At 57.9% G+C, this 20,480-nt stretch carries 20 protein-coding genes and 1 pseudogene; 12 read left to right on the plus strand and 9 right to left on the minus strand.

Features of this window, described 5'->3' with window-relative positions; all coding sequences use genetic code 11:
• Positions 1-394 precede the first annotated feature (394 nt).
• Entirely contained in the window at positions 395-1,006 is a 612-nt protein-coding gene (locus L0Y14_RS13475) for a c-type cytochrome (RefSeq protein ID WP_039960199.1), read from the plus strand.
• Between the two features lie 55 nt (positions 1,007-1,061).
• Positions 1,062-1,571, plus strand: a complete 510-nt coding sequence (locus tag L0Y14_RS13480; RefSeq protein ID WP_005963135.1) for a DUF302 domain-containing protein — start codon at positions 1,062-1,064, stop codon at positions 1,569-1,571.
• 130 nt (positions 1,572-1,701) lie between these two features.
• On the opposite strand, the gene L0Y14_RS13485 is transcribed toward L0Y14_RS13480, so the two are convergent.
• Complete coding sequence (locus L0Y14_RS13485; protein ID WP_039960201.1) at positions 1,702-2,163, minus strand: CBS domain-containing protein; 462 nt, start codon at positions 2,161-2,163, stop codon at positions 1,702-1,704.
• A 224-nt stretch (positions 2,164-2,387) separates the two neighbouring features.
• Positions 2,388-2,783 carry an ANTAR domain-containing protein gene (locus L0Y14_RS13490; protein ID WP_039960203.1) on the minus strand — a complete coding sequence of 132 codons (396 nt, stop codon included), beginning with the start codon at positions 2,781-2,783 and terminating at the stop codon, positions 2,388-2,390.
• A gap of 645 nt (positions 2,784-3,428) precedes the next feature.
• On the opposite strand from L0Y14_RS13490, the pseudogene L0Y14_RS13495 reads away from it, so the two are divergent.
• Together L0Y14_RS13495 and L0Y14_RS13500 are read left to right on the plus strand one after the other, a co-directional pair.
• Positions 3,429-6,218 (plus strand): annotated as a pseudogene (locus tag L0Y14_RS13495) (ribonucleoside-diphosphate reductase subunit alpha); the annotation flags it as partial.
• A 112-nt stretch (positions 6,219-6,330) separates the two neighbouring features.
• Positions 6,331-7,521 carry a ribonucleotide-diphosphate reductase subunit beta gene (locus tag L0Y14_RS13500; protein WP_006475629.1) on the plus strand — a complete coding sequence of 397 codons (1,191 nt, stop codon included), beginning with the start codon at positions 6,331-6,333 and terminating at the stop codon, positions 7,519-7,521.
• A gap of 91 nt (positions 7,522-7,612) precedes the next feature.
• Here L0Y14_RS13500 and L0Y14_RS13505 read toward each other — a convergent pair whose 3' ends face one another.
• The gene (locus L0Y14_RS13505; RefSeq protein ID WP_006475628.1) at positions 7,613-7,903 is read right to left on the minus strand and encodes a hypothetical protein; all 291 of its coding nucleotides are present in this window, start codon (positions 7,901-7,903) and stop codon (positions 7,613-7,615) included.
• 10 nt (positions 7,904-7,913) lie between these two features.
• Here L0Y14_RS13505 and L0Y14_RS13510 point away from each other — a divergent pair, with 10 nt between their 5' ends.
• Positions 7,914-8,753, plus strand: a complete 840-nt coding sequence (locus L0Y14_RS13510) for an alpha/beta hydrolase (protein ID WP_006475627.1) — start codon at positions 7,914-7,916, stop codon at positions 8,751-8,753.
• Between the two features lie 6 nt (positions 8,754-8,759).
• Here the strand turns inward: L0Y14_RS13510 and L0Y14_RS13515 are convergent, their stop codons facing one another.
• Both L0Y14_RS13515 and L0Y14_RS13520 read right to left on the minus strand, forming a co-directional pair.
• Complete coding sequence (locus L0Y14_RS13515) at positions 8,760-9,344, minus strand: rhodanese-like domain-containing protein (RefSeq protein WP_005964106.1); 585 nt, start codon at positions 9,342-9,344, stop codon at positions 8,760-8,762.
• Between the two features lie 279 nt (positions 9,345-9,623).
• Entirely contained in the window at positions 9,624-10,580 is a 957-nt protein-coding gene (locus L0Y14_RS13520; protein ID WP_006475625.1) for an SLAC1 anion channel family protein, read from the minus strand.
• 334 nt (positions 10,581-10,914) lie between these two features.
• Between L0Y14_RS13520 and L0Y14_RS13525 the strand changes: the two genes are divergently transcribed.
• From L0Y14_RS13525 to L0Y14_RS13535, 3 genes are all read left to right on the plus strand, one after another.
• On the plus strand, positions 10,915-12,255 hold the full coding sequence (locus tag L0Y14_RS13525; protein WP_251859211.1) for a GGDEF domain-containing protein: 1,341 nt from the start codon (positions 10,915-10,917) through the stop codon (positions 12,253-12,255).
• A gap of 143 nt (positions 12,256-12,398) precedes the next feature.
• On the plus strand, positions 12,399-13,271 hold the full coding sequence (locus L0Y14_RS13530; protein WP_005964116.1) for a hypothetical protein: 873 nt from the start codon (positions 12,399-12,401) through the stop codon (positions 13,269-13,271).
• A gap of 2 nt (positions 13,272-13,273) precedes the next feature.
• Positions 13,274-14,551 (plus strand): peptidoglycan -binding protein, encoded by a 1,278-nt coding sequence (locus tag L0Y14_RS13535; RefSeq protein WP_006475622.1) that lies wholly within the window; start codon positions 13,274-13,276, stop codon positions 14,549-14,551.
• A gap of 51 nt (positions 14,552-14,602) precedes the next feature.
• Here the strand turns inward: L0Y14_RS13535 and L0Y14_RS13540 are convergent, their stop codons facing one another.
• Positions 14,603-15,370 (minus strand): poly-gamma-glutamate hydrolase family protein, encoded by a 768-nt coding sequence (locus tag L0Y14_RS13540; RefSeq protein WP_240991731.1) that lies wholly within the window; start codon positions 15,368-15,370, stop codon positions 14,603-14,605.
• A gap of 206 nt (positions 15,371-15,576) precedes the next feature.
• Here L0Y14_RS13540 and L0Y14_RS13545 point away from each other — a divergent pair, with 206 nt between their 5' ends.
• From L0Y14_RS13545 to L0Y14_RS13550, 3 genes are all read left to right on the plus strand, one after another.
• Positions 15,577-16,260, plus strand: coding sequence for a PEP-CTERM sorting domain-containing protein (locus L0Y14_RS13545; RefSeq protein WP_005964125.1), 684 nt, complete (start codon positions 15,577-15,579; stop codon positions 16,258-16,260).
• A gap of 166 nt (positions 16,261-16,426) precedes the next feature.
• Positions 16,427-16,549, plus strand: coding sequence for a hypothetical protein (locus L0Y14_RS16385; RefSeq protein ID WP_006475620.1), 123 nt, complete (start codon positions 16,427-16,429; stop codon positions 16,547-16,549).
• 11 nt (positions 16,550-16,560) lie between these two features.
• A complete protein-coding gene (locus L0Y14_RS13550) occupies positions 16,561-16,824 on the plus strand; it encodes a hypothetical protein (protein ID WP_005964128.1) in 264 nt (87 codons plus the stop codon).
• A gap of 95 nt (positions 16,825-16,919) precedes the next feature.
• Here L0Y14_RS13550 and L0Y14_RS13555 read toward each other — a convergent pair whose 3' ends face one another.
• Positions 16,920-18,608 (minus strand): radical SAM family protein, encoded by a 1,689-nt coding sequence (locus L0Y14_RS13555; protein WP_251859212.1) that lies wholly within the window; start codon positions 18,606-18,608, stop codon positions 16,920-16,922.
• 184 nt (positions 18,609-18,792) lie between these two features.
• On the opposite strand from L0Y14_RS13555, the gene L0Y14_RS13560 reads away from it, so the two are divergent.
• Complete coding sequence (locus L0Y14_RS13560) at positions 18,793-19,104, plus strand: YqfO family protein (protein ID WP_006475619.1); 312 nt, start codon at positions 18,793-18,795, stop codon at positions 19,102-19,104.
• Positions 19,105-19,108: 4 nt separating this feature from the next.
• Here L0Y14_RS13560 and L0Y14_RS13565 read toward each other — a convergent pair whose 3' ends face one another.
• Both L0Y14_RS13565 and L0Y14_RS13570 read right to left on the minus strand, forming a co-directional pair.
• A complete protein-coding gene (locus L0Y14_RS13565) occupies positions 19,109-19,306 on the minus strand; it encodes a hypothetical protein (protein WP_006475618.1) in 198 nt (65 codons plus the stop codon).
• A gap of 28 nt (positions 19,307-19,334) precedes the next feature.
• A complete protein-coding gene (locus tag L0Y14_RS13570) occupies positions 19,335-20,453 on the minus strand; it encodes an FIST signal transduction protein (protein ID WP_005964140.1) in 1,119 nt (372 codons plus the stop codon).
• Between the last annotated feature and the right edge of the window lie 27 nt (positions 20,454-20,480).

A 20,480-nucleotide genomic window follows, 5' to 3' on the forward strand; every position in this document is an offset into this window, starting at 1 on the left:
TGGGGAGCAGAATATCGGTTAACTGCCGGTCGGGCAATATATATTAAGGGGCATAAACAGCACAATTTTTTTGATGATCACCCAACAATTAGAACCCATTAAACCGCTAATTTTTTGAAATTTAAAGAAAATTGAATCGCATCAATGCTTTTGTCACAATGCCCGCGTCCTTGTCGGATCAAAACAATCAGCCGCAGGGACCGGCACACAAATTGAAAAAAATATTGCCATTTTTCTCCGCCAGCAGAGACCACGCTCTTGGCTGGGGGGAAGAAATTCGCCTGGAGGTGGAGGCATGGCCTTCCGCAACCATGCCGGGGCCATTCCAAACAAAGCAGCCCCCCCTATCAGGGCTGCTACTTGCGCAATTCGACCGTTAACCAGGAGGCTTCCAATGAAACGGTTATTACTAACGATCTTGCTTACTCTGCCGTTAACGTCACAGGCGATTGACCTTGAAAATGGCAAAAAGCTCAGCCGCAGCTGCGCCCTCTGCCATGGTATCTACGGCCAAGGCACCCCAGGCCCCGCTTCCCCCCGTCTAGCCGGTACGCCAGCCGGTTACATGACCAAGCAGATAGAGGCCTATATCAGGGGCGATCGCCTCAACCCTCGAATGGTCATTACCTCCTCACTCAGGTCCTTGAGCGAAGATGATATTGACGATATCTCCGCTTACTATGCAAGCATCAACCTTGAGACTATCGCTCCCAGGCTGGCGGAAATCCCCCTATGGCCCGGTGCTATTGATGCGGGCAAGGCTATCTACAACGAAGAGTGTAAGAGCTGCCACCGCAAGAACGGCATGGGCAAATCCCGAAAAAGCATCCCTGCTCTGGCGCTGCAGTACTCCCAGTACCTGTTCCGGCAGATAAAGATGTTCCAGTGGAAACAGCGTGTGCATGACGATGACCCAGAAGATGATACCTTCGATGAGTTTGACGACCGACAGGTCGAAAGCATCCTCGCCTACATCTCGTCATTGGCTCCAAACAATAAAAAATAAGGCATAACACTACAGTTCATGATGCGTTGAAGGCGCCCCCATTTCGGAGAAATCTATGAATACGATCAAAACCCTCTGGTTCACCCTTGCGTTGTCAGCAATTCTTTTGCTACCTGCATATGCTGCTGACAACAATGATCCCCAGATCAACATCACCGACATCAAACAAACCGTAGTTCAGATGAGCGTCAAGGTTCCGCGAGAAGATGCCATCCAGGCACTCATGTCGCGTGCAGCAGAGATCAATCTGAAGTTTGTGTCCCGCCAGCAAGTATCCAAAGAGTTGCAAGCCCGCGGACTGAAGACCCCCTACCTCGACATCTTCCAGTTCTGTAACCCTGAAGATGCCCGGAAGATGATCATGCATGACCCGATCTACGCAGCCTATATGCCCTGCCGCATCGCCATGGTTGAAGACAAGCAAGGACAACTATGGCTGATGATGTTAAACCTCGACATGCTGATCAACAGTCAGATGCTGCCGCCTGAACTGACAGAAATTGCAATCCGCGTTAACCAGGCAATGTTGGACGTAATGGTTGCTGGAGCGACCGGCGAATTCTGAGCATATAGTTCAAATTCAAAACTACAGGTGCGGAAGAGTATTCTTCCGCACCTGGAATGATCAGGCATAAAAAAACGGCGGAAATCGCCGTTTTTTTATGCCTGAAGCAGCAACCTGCTCCAGTTTATTCCTATGAAGTGCCGCACATGTTGCTCGAAATATTGTACTGAAAGATCGCTTTGTGGATATCCCCCAAACTCAGCATACCGAGCAACTCACCATCCTCTGCAACCGGAATCCGGCGAAACTTGTGCCGTATCATAACAGTTGCTGCCTTCAGGATATGCATATCAGGATCAACCGTAATAACCCGCGAAGTCATCACATCTGCGACCTTCAGAGTCACCACATCTTTGTATTGAGTCAGCATACTGTCGTAATCAGGAGCGACCATACCGTCCTTGAAATCCTCCAGGCCCGGGAACATGCGGTGCAGCACATCCTTCTCCGCTACGATCCCCTTCACCTTCCCATCCTCCACAACAGGCAGGCCACTAAAACGAAACAGGCACATCAGTGAGACCACCTCCAACAACTTCGCATCGGGGCTCACAGTCTTAGGCGCATTTGTCATTATGTCGCGTACTAACATTGAAAATAACTCCTCCTCATACGCTTGATTGTTCTCTCGGGTTTCTCCATGGGACAAACCATACGCAATCCGGATAGTATTTCCAACCTTTAGGTAAGCAGCATAAACACCGCAGCATACTCTTATTCTCTGATATGCAAACACCCCATCAAACTCAAGTGCATTACACCCGAAACGAACGGTGAGGCAGGCATGCCGCCTCAAATCACAAATACAAAATGGGATTATGGCTGACGTCTGGCTGACAACTGTCTTTGCGCAAATACTTCAGAGGCTGAGGCCACAAGACAAGCAAGATCGACAGAATCCAGCGACCCGGGCTCCACCCCGGCAACCCCCGCCACCTCGGCACGCTGCAGCAAGTGCCGGTCCCCGTTTCGGGACAACATCACAACCGGCAGGGATGCCAACTCGACCAGTGTCTCCAAAGCGTCAAGCAGACGTGGAGTCGGAGCATCCACATCCACCAGCAGAAAATCGGGATTTAGTCTGGCCACCCAGGTCAACAGATCCGTATTGGTACGAACAGCAGCGGCCAGGGAGAGATGCGCTCCGTCCAGGCACCGACGCAGATAGACTTCAGAAGCCAACTGATCACTAACATAAAGTACTGAACGCATAACCTCACCATCTCCTCACCCAAGCGGGCAACAGCTCCTTTTTTCTATTTACGGCCGACCTCGTTAACCCTACATGCATTTCATTTTTTTGCTTCCACAAGGCACAGAAAAACCGCAGTGGGTCACAGGAATTTACCTCTTCGTTCGACACCACCCACCCTCCCCCCACAGCAGCATCTACAGCAGCCGTTAAACAGCAAGCTAAGCCTGTGTTTTTACTAAAAATGCAGCAAATCCCACCTTACTTATCCACAGCTCGCCCACAATCTGCACACCAGTTATCACCCTTCCATACACAACATATTGTGTTTGACAGCAAGAAATATGCGTATATATTGTGCTTCAGCAGCTGAGCGGCACACCAGATTCTGCGGACAGGGCACAAAATCAACACAGCCCCCCCCGGCAACCTCCCTGCGAACGGGAAGTGGAGTACCGGAGCCGCACCAATGCCTGCTGCGAATCATTGACAGCCTGTACCGCAACCCAAGCCACCCGGCTTCAGAGCATCGTTGCGCACAGCCACAGAAGATTGAGTCCGGAGGAGACATGGCAATCGAAGCGACCCCAGAGAATTTTGCAGACGCATCTATCCCCCCGCTAACTGCCAGCAGTTTCAGCCCGGATGCTATCGACGACACCCAGGGTAACCTGCAGGTGATCCGCCGCAACGGCAAAGTCACCCACTTCGACGCCAGCAAAATCTCGGTTGCCATCACCAAGGCGTTCCTCGCTGTGGAGGGCGGCAGTGCCGCCGCCTCCAGCCGCATCCACAATGCGGTCGAGCAGGTCACCGAACAGGTGGTCAAGGCCCTCACCCGCCGCCTGCCCGCCGGCGGCACCGTGCATATAGAAGACATCCAGGACCAGGTTGAACTCGTCTTGATGCGCTCCGGCGAGCACAAGGTGGCCCGCGCCTACGTACTCTATCGCGAGCAGCAGGCGCAGAAGCGTGCTGAAGAGGCCGCCCTCCGCGCCGAGGTCGAGGGAGAACAACCCGAGCACCAGGTGATGGTGACCCTGGCGGATGGCTCCAAGCGTCCCCTCGACATCGCCCGCCTGAAGACCCTGCTCGCTGAGGCCTGCAATGGCCTCGACCAGGTCGACGCCCAGCGGGTGCTCGACGCCACCTGCCGCAACCTATTCGACGGCGTCACCGAGAACGACATTTCCCAGGCGCTGGTGATGAGCGCCCGTACCCTGATCGACCAGGAGCCCAACTACTCCCAGGTCTCAGCGCGACTGCTGCTGGATATCCTGCGCCGCGAGGCCCTCAGCTTTCTCGACCTCGACCTCGACAACCCAGTGCAGACCCAGGCCGAGATGGGCAAACACTATGCCGACTATTTCAAAGCCTACGTCAAACGCGCCGTCAAACTGGAGCTGCTCGACAGCCGCCTGCAGCAGTACGACCTGCAGCGCATTACCGATGCGATCAAACCCGAGCGCGACCTGCAGTTCAACTATCTGGGGCTGCAGACCCTCTACGACCGCTACTTCATCCACACGGAAGAGGGCACCCGCTTCGAGCTGCCACAGGCCTTCTTCATGCGCGTGGCAATGGGGCTGGCGATCAACGAGATCGATCGCGAAGGCCGCGCCATCGAATTCTACAATCTGCTCTCATCCTTTGACTTCATGAGCTCCACGCCGACCCTGTTCAACGCAGCCACCCTACGGCCACAGCTCTCCAGCTGCTACCTGACCACCATCTCGGACGACTTGGACGGCATCTACTCGGCGATCAAGGACAACGCCCTGCTCTCCAAGTTCGCCGGCGGCCTGGGCAACGACTGGAGCCGGGTGCGCGGCCTCGGCGCCCACATCAAGGGCACCAACGGCAAGAGCCAGGGCGTGGTGCCGTTCCTCAAGGTGGCCAACGACACCGCCGTCGCCGTCAACCAGGGTGGCAAGCGCAAGGGCGCAGTCTGCGCCTACCTGGAGACCTGGCACATCGACATCGAGGACTTCCTCGAGCTGCGCAAGAACACCGGTGACGAGCGCCGTCGCACCCACGACATGAACACCGCCAACTGGATCCCCGATCTGTTCATGAAGCGGGTCGCCGAGGAAGGCGACTGGACCCTGTTCTCCCCCAACGAGGTGCCCGACCTGCACGACCTCACCGGGGCTGAGTTCGAGGCCGTCTACACCGCCTGCGAAGAGAAGGCCGCGCGCGGCGAGATCAAAGTCTTCCGCAGCCTCAAAGCGGTGGATCTGTGGCGCAAGATGCTCGGCATGCTGTTCGAGACCGGCCACCCCTGGATCACCTTCAAAGATCCCTGCAACATCCGCTACACCAACCAGCACGCCGGCGTGGTACACAGTTCCAACCTCTGCACCGAGATCACCCTGCACACCAACGACAGTGAAATCGCGGTCTGCAACCTAGGCTCGGTGAACCTGGCCGCCCATGTCGACGAGAACGGCCTCGACATAGCGAAGCTGGAGCGCACAGTCACCACCGCCATGCGCATGCTCGACAACGTCATCGACTACAACTACTACAGTGTGCCCCAGGCGCGTCACTCCAACCTGCGCCACCGCCCGGTGGGGCTCGGCATCATGGGGTTCCAGGACGCGCTCTACAAACAGCGCATCGGCTACGCCTCGGAACAGGCGCTGACCTTCGCCGACCGCTCCATGGAGGCGGTCTCCTACTATGCTATCCAGGCCTCTTCCGAGCTGGCGGCAGAACGCGGCCGCTACTCCAGCTATGAAGGTTCGCTGTGGAGCCAGGGCGTGTTGCCGATCGACTCACTGCAGCAGCTCAAGCAGGCCCGTGGCGACTACCTGCAGATCGACCAGAGCAGCAGCCTCGACTGGGATGCACTGCGTGAAAAGGTGAAGACCCAGGGCATGCGCAACTCCAACACCATGGCCATCGCTCCCACTGCCACCATCTCCAACATCGTCGGCGTCAGCCAGTCGATCGAGCCGACTTACCAAAACCTGTTCGTCAAATCGAACCTCTCCGGCGAGTTCACCGTGGTCAATCCCTATCTGGTGCATGACCTGAAGCGCGAGGGGCTGTGGGACGAGGTGATGATCAACGATCTCAAATACTACGACGGCAGCCTGGCGCCCATCGAGCGCGTCCCGGCGGAGCTGAAGGTGCTCTACGCCACCGCCTTCGAGATCGACCCGCGCTGGTTGGTGGAGGCCGGCGCCCGCCGCCAGAAGTGGATCGACCAGGGCCAGTCGCTCAACCTCTACATGGCCGAGCCGTCGGGCAAGAAGCTCGACAACCTCTACAAACTAGCCTGGGTGCGCGGCCTCAAGACCACCTACTACCTGCGCTCGATGGGCGCTACCGCAGTCGAGAAAACCACCGCCAGCAGCAGTGGTGACGTCAATCGACTTGGCGACGGCGCTCCGGCTGAGGCGCCCAAGGCCTGCTCGATCCTCGACCCGGATTGCGAGGCCTGCCAATAACGCGCCACCGGCAACACGACATGTAGAGCGCCGTGAGCGGCGCACTGAAGCCCAGCGACCAGGCTGCGAACACCGCGCCTGCAGGGGCAGAGAGATCAAAGGAGTACACGATATGCTGAATTGGGACGACCCGCTGGCGCCACTGGCCAGCCAACAGACGCCCCCCGCGCCTGCAACCGAACCGGCACCTCAGGCCGAGTCAACCCAGTCGCCTCATCCGGAGGCCAACCCGCTACTCGGCAACCGCGCTGCAGTGCAAACCGAGGCTACGCCCCTGCCTGTCGCAGCGCCGCTTGACACCAAGCCGGTCAACCCGGACGACAAGCGGGTGGTCAACGGTCTCACCGACGTCAACCAGCTGGCGCCATTCAAATACCCTTGGGCCTGGGAGTACTTCCTCAACGCCAACAAGAACCACTGGACGCCGCTGGACATCAACATGGCCCAGGACGTTCACGACTACCACCACAAGCTGACCCTGGAAGAGCGCCACATCTACGAGAACGTGCTCTCCTACCTGACCACCTCCGACATCTTGGCGATGCGCAACATCGGCCTGGCGGTGATGGAAAAGATGAGTGCACCTGAGCTGCAGATCTACCAGGCGCGTCAGGTCTACGAGGAGGCCCTGCACACCTGGACCTACCAGCACTGCATCGAGACCATCGGCCTCGATCAGGGGGAGATCTACAACCGCTACCGGGTGGTGCCGGAAATCAACGGCAAGATCCAAATCGCCAACCGCCGTCTACACTCGATCCTGCGCTCCGATGTGGACCTGTCCAACCGCGATGAGCTGGAAAACTTCCTGATGGCCTACCTCTTTTTCGCCGGCATCTTCGAGGGGGTCTGGTTCTATAACGGTTTCTCGCCAATCTTTGCCCTGCAGCGCCGCGGCCTGATGAAGGGCACAGCCGAACAACTGCAATACATCATGCGCGATGAAGTGCTGCACGCCTCCTTCGGCATCCGCGTCGCCAAGCAGATCATGCTGGAAGAGAACATCGCCCCCGATCCCCAGGCGATCCGTGAGATGTGGGACGAGTGCGAGGCAGCGGAAGATGCCTACGCCGGTTATATCCTGCGCGATCCGATCCTCGGCTACAGTAAAGATGACCACATGGGACAGTTTCGTTATGTCGCCAACCGACGCGCCCGGCAGATCGGACTGTCAGAGCCCTACCCCGGCGCCGAGGCAACCTTGCCTTGGCTCGACGAGCAAGCCAATCTGCGCAAGGAGAAGAACTTCTTTGAGACTACTGTCACCGAGTACCAGACCGGTGGCGCACTCAACTGGGACTGACCTGAAAGCGGGAGCGCAGCGGCTGGAAGGCCGCCAGCCCTCCCATCAGTGGAGAGAGACCATGTATTGCCAGCGTTGCCGATCCCTGATGCTAATGGCCGAACAGAATCGTCAGGGCCACACCGAACAGACACGTTACGAATGCCCCAACTGCGGTCGCGGAGAGCTGCTGACCCGGCGCATCCAGGAGAGCCTCCACCCCAGGCATGCCGACGATCCTCAACCACCAGCCGCGAGCCGTCACCTTCTCCACCCGGGCTGAGCATAGATCATCAGCCGTGCCACTTTGCATCGAAACGGGCTGGCGGCTTGAGCCAGCCCGTTCAACAAACCACTCGAGTTTCGGCACCTCCTTATCCTCTGGCAGCGGCTGATCGCGCAACAGGCTCCGCGTGGATCACGCCTCCCCTGGGTTTCCCCGCATCACCGGCAACGCCCCTATTCCGATGAAACAGCTTCTGGCATTGCTGGCAGCCGCCTACCTTCTGCTTACCGGCTACCTCTACCTCAATCAGCGCACCCTGCTCTACTTTACCGGGGCAACCTCACCGGCCGCCGTGCCGACCAATTACACCATTGAGGTCAACGGTCTGACGCTGCACGGCTGGTTGATCAACCCGGGAGCTAACGAGGCGATCCTCTACTTCGGCGGCAACGCTGAACACATCGAATACAACATCGACCAGTTCAGCCGGATACTTGCCGGAAAGAGCCTCTACCTGATCCCCTACCGGGGCTATGGCAACAACCCAGGTCGTCCATCCGAGGCAGCACTGCTCGCCGATTCCGAGGCGATCTACGACCAGATCCAGCCCAAACACCGCCAGATCTCACTGCTGGGACGCAGCCTCGGCAGCGCCATCGCCATCCATCTCGCCAGTCGACGCCCGATCACCAGACTGGGGCTGATCACCCCCTTCGACAGCGTGGAGAGTGTTGCCGCCCGCGCCTACCCGCTGTTTCCGGTACGGCTACTGCTGAAGGATCGCTATCTCTCCAGCGACAAGGCCGAGGCAATTACCGCCGATACCCTGATCCTCTACGCCGAGCGGGATGAGGTGGTCCCAGCGGTGAACACCCAGGCCCTGATTACCGCCCTCAAGACGGCCAGGGTAGAAGCTGTGCAGCTGTCCGGCACTACTCACAACAACATCGCCCAACACCCCGACTTCTCCCCACTATTGCACGGTTTTTTTAGGTGCCCTGATTCTCCAGCAGACCACCCATTATGAATCGCCCTAAGGCATGTACATCTTTTCCATATTGAGCTTGTAGGACCAGGGTAGGCCAGCATTCTTCCAACCGTTTTTCAGACGCCAGTTTTTTCGCTCGCCCGACTTGATCTTGCCACCTTCAAAACCATCGGTGACCACATAGACCTGCGTGTAACCCTTGCCCCACAGCATCTTGGCGCTGGGCGCGCCCCGAGTGCCGCCGGAACGGCACATGAGGATCACCGGCGCCTCCTTGCTCAGGCCTCGGGCCTCGAGCGCCGCGGCAACCTGCTTCTCAAAATTGACATTCGTCTCCATCAAAAAGACCGGTTTCTTTGGGTTCTTTTTGCTTCGGTTGGCGAGCTTGTAGGGGATATTGATATCCACCACATCAGTAAAACCAGTGAACATGATCTCCACCGGATCACGCACATCGACGAACAGCACCTGATCGCCCTGTTTCTGCTTCATCGCATTCGCCTCCACGGAATCGACGTAGAGGTGCCAGGGAGTCTGTTTCGTCGGGTCTTCCGGTTCGGGGGCAGCCCATAGGGCACTGGCACCGGCAGCCAAAACAATGCTTGCGAGGGTAAGTATGGTTTTTCTCATGTTACTACTCCTGAGATTTAGCTATTCAGATTACTGCGCAAAAATGCGATTTTTACTTCGGTAATGGCTCCATGCATTGCTCTCGACTTTGGCTCCAAGCATCGCTCTACCTCCTGTACCCCAAGGGCACTTCCTTTGGGGTGCATCCATGCCGTCGTGTAACCAAAGGGGATGGAACGTTTCATTGCATCCTGCAATCGCGGCATCTGTACGCCCGTGTACGGCGCCGGAGAGGGCTCAGGAACATTGAAAAGGCTCAACCCTTGGCAAGCATTTTCACTACTCCGGCACACAGATTTTTTTCATCCTCACCGCCCGGCTGGTACGCACCAACAACAGGCCGACAATCAGGGTCAGCAGCAACAGCAGGCCGCTGCCGATATAGAGGTAAATCATGCTGTTGGTCAGCTCATGCATCAGCAGGCTGGCGATAGTGATCGCCGCCACCGGAAAGGAATAGGCCCACCAGCTAAGAAAAAACTGCAGCCGAGTGAAACGCCCCACCTGGATAAACAGCAACAGCGTCAGGAATAGGCCGCTGTAGTAGAGGATGCGGGCAAAGCTGTCCAGCTCCCCGGTCAGTTTCATGTAGGCCACGAAACCCACCGCCGGCGGTGCAATCAGGATAAACAGGGTCGGCATCAGCTTGGCCGGTAGCGGGTCATGAAACAGGATGCGATAGAAAATGATCGTCAGGAGGATCATCCAGAACAACAGTCCGACACTGAAGAAGAACCAGGAGACATCCACGTAACCGAGAGGCATACCCGCCACCGGCACCAGCACATTACCCACCGCCGGAATAAACCAGGCCGGATTCAGATGATGCACCTCAAAATGCTCATGGTGAATCCAGACATTCACCACATAGAGAGTGAAGAGCAGGTGCAACGCCGTGCCGGTCATCCACAATAGGCGGCTGATATCTTCGCTGACCATCAGGAAACAGACCGACAACAGCAACAGACTGATGGAGACCGCCGGAAAAAAATTCAGCTTTACCGGATTTTTCAGCTCCGCCAGAACTGCCTTGCGGTGACGGATCAGTTTGGCGCCGTAGAGCACCAGCAGCACCAGAAACAAGCCACTAGTGAATCCCACCAACCAGGGGTTGATCTGCAGTTCCCACTGCCAGACATGCTGCGCCTTCTGCCAAGCAATCGTCAGTCCCGCCATTCCCATCACCATGGAAAAAAATGAGATCGGCAGGTTCTCCAGTCTCTCTTGCTGTGACATATCCAATCCTCCGCCATGCGAGTCAGCGCGATTTAATAGTTGACGAAAATGGTAAGGAATTGTCGCGGCATCGGCATTGAAAAATATCAATATCCATCAAGTTCACTGGAGAACGGCGGCGCGACTACGACTGCTCCAACAACCGTTGCAGAGATGTGTGGCAACGGCAAGAGTAAGGGGGGGACGGGATATTCCACGAATTAAAATAGGGAACAACCCTAGACATCCAAAGGCAACTACCAGCATTTTTTTAGCGATCCAGTAGGTATTATGGATGCCATTTAAATACCTCACGTTAGCTGGGGGTTACCCGAAGCGATCAGAGGAACGATCTATGACATCCATTGAGCAACTGAGTGAACTAGTGGAACTCTCCAGGCTGGATGAAAATATCATCGCTCAACATAAAGAACCGCTGCTGAAAGCCTTGACCGAGTGGACCCCGGAATTCACCAGCTGGCTGCACACAAAAACCAGCTGCTCTGAGAATAGCCCTGAACTCCTGATGGACGGCTATTTCGAGTCATTTGTCTGCGCTAGATACGACCAAACCTTTTACGCCACTCAATATCAACAGGCGCTGTACTGGCTGGCACAGGGCATCGCTCCATCCCAGGCCATCGGTTCACTCAGCCAGATCCGGCAGTTTTTTATCCACTTGACCGAATCCTGGCAGCAGATGGATCTGGCCCGCTCGCTCTGTCGAGTCGTCGACCTCTCACAATCGATCCAGGCAACCGTTGCCCACCTGGAACACACCCTGGAGAAGCTACGCCAAGCTGCGCAACAGGATATCAACCGCATCAGCCGCAGCTGCAGCGTTCTGGGCAACATAGATCAGGACGATATCGTAAAGGCCTATATCGCCCACTATCGCTGGAAGGTGCGCGCCTATTCGCTGGCCCTTGGCGAACCACTGCAGCAGGAGGAAGTGCCAATCAGCCCGCACGAATGCGAGTTAGGGCGCTGGCTCGACAAAGGCGGCATCAGGCGATTTCCGGAGGATGTTCAAGAAGGACTGCTGGCGGCCCACGAACGCCTTCACCATCTGATGGCGATCATCCTCGACAAGGCAAAAAACCAGCAACCACAGGATATCAGCCACTATCTAATGGATCTTGAAGCGGCCTCGGAAGAGATGGCAACGATTCTGGGCAACTGCATCGAACAGGAGGTTTACCAGCTGGCAGTGGAAGACAATCTGACCCGCCTGGGCAATCGCCGCATGTTTGATCGCGAGCTCGCCCGCCGGATCTCCCATTCGCAACGCCACAACTCCGGCTTTGGCCTATTGTTCATGGATCTCGACAACTTCAAGACCATCAACGACCGCTACGGCCACAGCATCGGTGATCTGGTACTGAAATCAGTAGCACAAATGCTGCAAGCCATGATGCGCGGTGGAGATACCGTATTTCGCTGGGGAGGCGAGGAGTTTGGCGCACTGATCCACGCCGACAATATCGCGGAGGTCGGCCAGCTTGCCGAACGTTTGCGCGCAAAGGTGGCAGAAACGCCGATACAAACCGATCTCGAATCAATCGGGGTGACATTGAGTATTGGCGCCACCCTCTACTCACCCAGTGACGAGAAATCAGATGGCATGTTCAGACGGGCCGACAGTCACCTGAACAATGCCAAGGCACAGGGACGCAATCGGGTTATCGTCGGCTGAACTGTCACACGGATGTGGTTATCCCCTTCAAGTAACAAGCAGTCTGGCCGGCTACGCGCCAGGCAGACAGCCGCTGTTTAACTCTTGGTCCCAGGGATATATGCTGTGCACTACCCCAGGATCGAATCAACTGAAGGACCGTTATGATCAATCCGCGTCATTCCCTGTTCTGGATGGGGATCTACCTGGCGGTGGTGAGCGTCGTCTGCGGCCTGCTCTTCCTGCCACTAAAATCCGCCTTCATGGCCAACTGGGGCTTCAACACCCTGATCCTCAGCCTGCTGCTAGTGGGAATCGGCATCACCCTCCGCCAGGTGCTGGTGCTGGAAACCGAGATCAACTGGATCAAGCTGTTCCGTACCGGTCAGTCCGGCATTTCGGTAGCTGACGAACCGCGCCTGCTCAAGCCGCTGGCCAAACACCTCTCCGGACTGCGCAAAGACCGTTTCCGCCTCTCCGCCCTGTCACTGCGTACCGTGCTGGGCGGCATCCGCGAACGCCTCGATGAGTCCCGCGAGATCTCCCGCTACATGATCGGCCTGCTGATCTTCCTTGGCCTGCTTGGCACCTTCTGGGGACTGCTCGGCACCATCTCCGCGGTGGGCCAGGTGATCGGCGCCCTCGACGTCGGCAACAACGACTTCGCCGCCGTCTTCACTGAACTCAAAACCGGGCTGCGCAAACCCCTTGACGGCATGGGAACCGCCTTCAGCTCCTCCCTGTTCGGCCTTGGCGGATCGCTGGTGCTGGGGTTTCTCGACATCCAGGCCGGCCACGCTCAGAACCGCTTCTTCAACGGCCTGGAGGAGTGGCTCTCCGGCGTCACCCAGCTGATCGATGATCCCGATGCGATAAGTGAAGAGGCGAGCCGCAGCACTGAGGTTCCAGTGGGGCGCCAGGATCAGTTCGATCTATTGATTCAGGAGATGCGGACCGATCGCCAGCTGATGCGACAACTGCTGGCGCACTATGAAAAGGGTGTAGCTGAGGACGACACCACAGCCAACGGAAGCTAGCCATGTTCACCAGCGCACGCCGCTCACGACACCAGATCAACGTCTGGCCGGGCTATGTGGACGCCCTCTCCGCGCTGCTGATCCTGGTCATCTTCGTCATCCTGATCTTCACCTTCGCCCAGTTTCTGCTGTCGCAGATTCTCAGCAATCAGGAGAGCGAGCTGGCTAACCTCAACCAGCAGATCGCCGCCCTCAGCCACGACCTGGGGCTGGAACGCACCCAGCGCGCCAGCCTGGAGCAGGATGTCAACCAACTCTCCGGTATGATCAGTGAACTCACCGACGAAAAGTTTCAGCTCTCCAGCCAGATCGGCCAGCTGACTACCCAGGGCGAGGCCGACCAAAAACAGATCGAACAGCAGCTGCTCAACATCGCCAGTCTGCAGCAGGACATCGCCACCCTGCAGGCGATGCGCCAAAAGCTCGAACAGGAGGTCGGCCAACTCGCCAGCAACCTACAACAGAAAGACGAAGCGTTGGGCCAGCTGCGCGATCGCGGCCAATCACTGCAGGCGGAACTGGCGGATCAGCAGGAGCGCACCCTGCTGGCCCAACAGCAGCTGCAACACAAAGAGATCAACATCCAGGCCCTCAACACCCTAGTTGGCCTGCAGCGTGAGGCGATCAACAAAGAGCGCCGGCTGAGCGAAGAGGCACAGATCGAGGTGGCCGCGCTGAGCCAGAAGATTGGCCTGCTGCGCAGCCAGTTGCAGGAGATCAGCGCAGCACTGAAGCTGTCGAAACAGGAGAAGACGACGCAGCAGAACGAGATCAAACGTCTCGGCGAACGACTCAATATTGAACTGGCGAGGCAGGTCAACCAACTCGAGCAGTATCGCTCGGAATTCTTCGGCCGACTACGCACACTACTTGGCGACAACCCGGCGGTGCGCATCGTCGGTGACCGCTTCCTGTTCCAATCGGAACTGCTGTTCGCCTCCGGCTCCGCCAGGCTGGGCGCCAAGGGCAAGGCGGAGCTGACCAAACTGGCGGTCACATTGAAGCAGGTGGCAACCCGCATCCCCAAAGAGATCAACTGGATCCTACGGATCGACGGCCACACCGACCGGCTACCGATCCACACCGAGCAGTTCCCCTCCAACTGGGAGCTCTCCTCAGCACGGGCAGTCTCAGTGGTGCGCTACCTGGCCAGCCAGGGCATCCCCCAGCGACGCCTCACCGCCGCCGGCTTCGGCGAGTTCCACCCTATCGACACAGGGGACACACCGGAAGCACTGAGCCACAACCGCCGCATCGAGATTAAGCTAACTTCACTCTGAATGCCTGGCTCACTCTTTCAGACAGCATAGGATGCGGTAAGGCACAGCCTCCTAGCCGTTTGCTATGGCATGATGCACCGCGCCATAAAACAGCTCCCGCAGTGCATCGTACTCCGGCTCCGGATCTACCAGATCGTAACGCATGGTCTTGTGCAACTCGATCTGGAGCCCCATGCCGCTGGCATTCTTGTTGACGATATTGCGACGAGAACGTCCCGACAACCCGTCACAGCTCTCCCCTGTGCCAGCCTTGGTCGCATCCACCGGAATCAGCTCATATTCACCGAAAACACTCCGATTCTGTTCGATATAGTCGATAAAGGCGGCCCGCTGGGCGCTGTTTCTCCCTCCCACACAGATGGTGCCTGTGGGGTAACCACGACGACTGCTATAGCCGTGGATGGCAACGCTGTGGCTGCGGCTTGCCACCAGAGCAATGGCATTCGTCTCATCAAAATGGCTGGAGGTGATATGCAATCGGCGGTAGTTACTCAGCCCATCGAGGCAGGCAGCCTGGCCGTGCCCCTGAAATCCGTAGTGGCTCCAGCTATAACGGTCGGCTAGCGCCTGAGCGATCTGGCTGGTCTTGGCCTCGATGCGGCCACCATGAATCGAGAGCACCACCACACTACTACCTGGGTCATTGATGTTGATGTGGTAGTCCCGCCCCTGCAGACAGCTGGTTGAATCCAACAGTACCGGTCCACTACAACTGCCCGACTCCACACACTTGAAATAATCGGCTGCAACGGGCGCTACCATAATCAGTAGGCCCAAGGTAACACCGCTCACTGGGAACAAAATGGATCTCATCTTCATCGTCGGCTCCATCCATTGATATAGGAATCTTATTCTTCACGCACCGCCAGCATAACCTATACGCCAGCCCCCCAACACAGCAGACCTAAAAAACTCATCCTCTGTCGATCACTTTTGCACTACAATATCCATGGCGCAAAATCGTCTCGTTCCTTAGGAACAGGCATCCTGTTTGAGCTGAACAGTGCACACGGACAGATAAAAATATGAAAAAAATCGCGGCATTAGCACTCCTCCCCCTGATCCTGGCGAGCCTTCAGGCAAACGCCTATGTGGTGCATGAAAACGGCTCCACTGCGGAACTAGGGAGCGTTGGCGACAACACCTTCTCTTTCCTCGACAAGTTTGTCGCAATGGACTTCAGCGTCGGCAGCGAGACCCTGCTGGACGGACTCACCTTCAACGCCATCACCAAGGCATCGACCCTGACACCAACCGTTCAGGTTGCCCTCTACAACAACGCTACCGGCAGTGTCGGCACTGAGCTGTTTCGCGGCACCTTCGCTATTGACTTGATCGAGATCACCGGCATCTTTGGCAGCGACATTCAGCGCAGCTACTCGCTCACCCTCAGTGACTGGCTGCTCGGCCCCGGTGACTACTGGATCGCGCTGCAGGCCGATCCCGCCCAGTTCGCCATGCACTGGACCCGGATCGGCACGGTCGGCCTGGACGGTATGATCGGCGACGAGATTGGCACCTCCGGCGGCTACACCGTTCCCACCAACGACACTTATTTTCTGCTCACTGGCCACGATCCGATCGTGCCCCCCCCCACACCGGCGGCGGAACCTTCTGCGATATTGCTGTTCAGTCTGGGCATTGCCGGGCTCGGCATCGCCCGCCGGAAGCGAAACAAGCCGCATCTATCGGCGCATAGCGATGGATAGCGAAGCCTCCGGAAACTGTTGGCACTGCAACCAGCCCTTACAGGCTTTGGATTACCGGCGGGAATCCACCTGTCCAGCATGCAACCGCTACACCCACGTTTGCAAAAACTGCCGCTTCTACACACCCGGCCGACACAATGATTGCCTGGAACCGATCGCAGAGCAGGTGACGGAGAAAGAACGGGCCAACTTTTGCGACTACTTCAAGCCTGCCGACCGCGAGGCCGCCACAACGACAGCCGCTTCAGCAGAGGCCCTGCTCAACGCGGCTGAGGATCTCTTCAAATAGCCTCTCCCATCATGAATCACAAACAGCAACACACCCTCGCGGCCATCTTCCACGATCCAGTCAGCGCCAATATCCACTGGCGTGAGATCGAATCGCTATTGAAGGCAGCAGGGGCCGAGCTGGAAGAGTCCCACGGCGCCCGCCTGCGGGTGCTGCTCAACGGCCTGGAAGAGACCCTGCACCGCCCCCACCACAGCGCCGCCCTGACCAAGGAGAGTGTGCGCAACCTGCGCAAGTTCCTCAGCGCGGCAGGTGTCACACCCCACACCCATTGAGCCCTCAGATTTGGCGCCCACGGGACGCCCTATAGGCAATATTTAGCCACGTAGGGCGGGCCATGCCCGCCGGCAGCGTTGGATTGGCTAACCGATTAATGCCCGAGCAACCGCCGCGTCAGATGCAGCCGCGCCTCAGCCTGCTCGGTGAGCATGTGGAACAGATGGTGCGGCCCGGTCGCCTTGTCGATTAGCGGCTGCAGATCATCACGGATCTCAGCGTAGTACTCCAGCAGCCGTCGGTCGAAACGCTGCAGCGCAGCGCTGAGCGGATCCTTCCGATGACGCGCCAGAATCCGTTCCGCCCCCTCTTGCTGCAGATTCCCCAGACTGATGTGCACCGCGTTGAACAGGGTCACCCAGCCATTGAACCAGAACATCAGATCGGTATCGAAGCTCTCCCCCGGCGGTGGGCCACTCTGCAATACCTGCTGCAGCAGATCATGCTCCTTCACGAACTCCCCCGCCTCCAGCAGTTCCGCCCGGCCATAGGCATCGATGGTCGAGCTGGTGAGCAAGATCGGGCGCTGTGGATGACGGGCCAAAACAAAACTCGCATCCTTGATCAGCTGCCCCTGCTGGCTGCTATCCAACGGATTGCGCTTGAGCCGCGGCGACGGCGCCGAAGAGAGCAGCTGCACCTGCTGCCCCCGCTCCCTCAACTCCTCAAGCAGACGCCCGAACACCCCTTTCTGAAATAGCTCCATGGAGAAGTTGAGGCTGGTCTGCTTATGCAGCAGACAGAGCTGGATCCGTTTGAAGTGGGGTGCGGTCTCGACGATATTGGCGATCTTCGCCACCGGGATACGCTCCTTCAGCGCCCCCCGCTTGTCGACCACCACCTCCTGATGAAATTCGTCGAAGCTGATCTGCAGCAGCAGACTCGCATCGGGCCAATGGACGGGGCGATCCTTCAGGGCTCGCTGCATCGCTTTGAACACCCGTTCGGTACTTGCCCGGTTGTCCGCGAAGTCGCCATTGAGCAGGATCGCAAACTGGCGGATATGACGCATACTGCGGATCGCCGCATAGAAATGGTCGAGATGACGGGTCAGATCGCCACCGGTGAAGAGCACACTCTCGGTCAGACCATCCACCAGTTGGTAGAGCGACTGCGGTTCCAGCTGCTGCTTCACCGGTGGCCGCCAGATGAACATGCAGTGGCGACAGGTCTGTGGGCAGCCCATCGCCGGGATCAGCCCCAGCTTGGCAAAACGCGTCTCACCACCTGGATCGGGCAGCCCATCCAGCAGTGCCAACCGCTCACGATCCGCCTCATTCAGCATCTCGCCATAGCGCTGCCGCTCCTCTCGCGCCAGACCACTGTAGGCGAGCTTGTAGCTCTCCGTTAACAACCCCAGCCCCTGCCAGAGCCGCACCACCCGCGCGGTCAACCGCTCCGGATCACCATCAGCAGACTCCAGCAACGCCAGCAGCTGCGCCCGCTGTACCGGCGCATCGGCAGGCGCCTGCAACCAGTGGTCGATATAGCCCCGGACAAAGGCCTCGGCATCTTCAGACTCCAGCAGCAGATCCATCAGAAAGCCACGAGAGCGACGAAACGGAACCAGCAGATCAGCCAGATAGCTGGGATGAACATTGTGCCGTAGCCAGTGGTAACCATAGAGGTAGCTCATCAGGAAGCTGAGATTGGCCGCATCGGGCCGCTCCGCCAGCAACTCCCCCATGGCGCCGCTGGTCATGCGATTGATCTCCCACTTGAAGCGCTGCCGCAGACCGGTGAGATAGTGTTTTTTCAGCACCGCCTGGCTGGCGGGTTGCACGGTTTTTGCTGCGCGGGCGGACATCGCTCTGGCTGGCCTCTCGATTCATACAGAAGTTTCACAATCTTAGGGAATTTGCACCGGAAGAAACACAGGAGATGGCAGAGGATTTCCGCATCGACCGATTGCCGTACCGGCACCTGCCGATATACTGCGAAAAGACATTGCTCTGGAGATCGACCCTATGTACCTGCTCGCCTTCTATGTCCCCGAGAGCCACTTGGAAAGCCTCAAGCAGGCACTGTTCGACAAGGGTGCCGGGCGCCTTGCCGGCTACGACCGTTGCGCCTGGGAGACTGAGGGGCGCGGCCAGTTCCGGCCATTGGCGGGCAGCCGCCCATTCATTGGGGAAACAGGCAGGACCGAGCAACTAATTGAATACAAGGTGGAGATGATCTGTGCCGAAGAACGAATTAAGGCTGTGATCGATGAGCTGCTACGAACCCACCCCTATGAACAACCCGCCTATCATGTCATCCAAATGGCTGGCTTCTGAGCCGCTAGCGCTTGAACTGCCTCTTGCACTCGGCCTTCGCCTTCATATCTGCTGCCGCCGGCTGGCTACCCTGTTTTTCATACTTCGCCGCCAGCTTGCGTTTGCAATCCTGGTAGCCGAAATACTCCACTTGCATCGTATCGTTTTCAGAGCAGGCGGCCAGCAGCAGAAGCCCACCCAGCAGCCAGAAACTTTTTAACATCAACCACCTCGCATCCACTGAGGGAGCCTCACAGAAACAGTGTCAGCACCCCGGTATAACCGTAGATTCGCCCGTTGTAGAGTTCGCCATTGGCAAAGAAGCCCACCAGTGGGAACGGCCCAAGGCTCGCGCTGATCATCCCAAGCTCCTCCGAACCGGGGCCAAACTGGTAGCGCCCGCGCCCCAGGCAGGAGACATAGATACCGCCACGGATCTGCCGCCCGATGAGCCGCCGCTTCAGCCGGTCAAGCATGCGCTGCATATCCTGACGCGCACTGTTGCCGTCGCGCCGGCAGAACATGATGTGCTGCTGATCCTGCAGGTAATCACCCACCGCAATCACGCCGCTCACCTCATCGACCCCGATCAAATTGCGCACCAGATAGTCGCCGCTGTCGGAGCCGCTGATCGGCAGGGCGGCAAAAATATAGCCGCCGGCCCGCTGCAGATCCCGTGACAGCACCTCACCCATCTCCTCGCGCATCACCTCCAGCGCTGGACGCTCATCGATGCTAATCAGCAGATTCTCATCGCTGTGGCTCAACTGATGCACCGGCCCGATCGGCGAACAGCCCTGAGTGTGGTCGGTGATCAGTTCCACTTCGCTGCCAAACAGCACCCCGGAGATACCACCACTGATCACCCCGTCGAAGACCTGCAGCTGTGCCCCTTGCGAAGAGGTGATACCGCCATTGATGAAGGGGCGATCAGGATGCTGCGCCAGCGTCTGCAGCCAGACGGCGGTCTCGGGGTTAGAGGGATCGGCGTGCAGCAGAGCGAACAGCGGCTCAGCATCAAGCAACCATGCGGGGGGATCCATCCGGCTGACTGGCCCCCGCGGGGTCTCTCTGAGCAGACCAAAATTGGCGACTGGGAAGCTACCGACCATCACCGCCACCGCCGCGGTTTCGTAGATCTCCTGGCTGCCGGCGCAGATACCACCCCCCAAGGTGCCGACCCAGTGCACCCGCGGATAGGCCTGGCGCAGCGCCGAAACCAGATCCGCCAGTTGTCGCGCCAGCTGGTCGGTGGCGTAGAGAAAGCCCAGATTGGCATCCGCTGGCAGCGAGCCGAGCTGCGCCAGACAGGAGTCGAGCAGATCCTCTAGATTCTCACCCTGGGCCAGTGCAAAGGGAAACGGCTTCATACGCGACAGCTCGCCTCCATATTCGTT

Origin of the sequence: Candidatus Endoriftia persephonae (assembly GCF_023733635.1) — a bacterium.
In the GTDB taxonomy this organism is placed as follows: Bacteria; Pseudomonadota; Gammaproteobacteria; order Chromatiales; family Chromatiaceae; genus Endoriftia; species Endoriftia persephonae.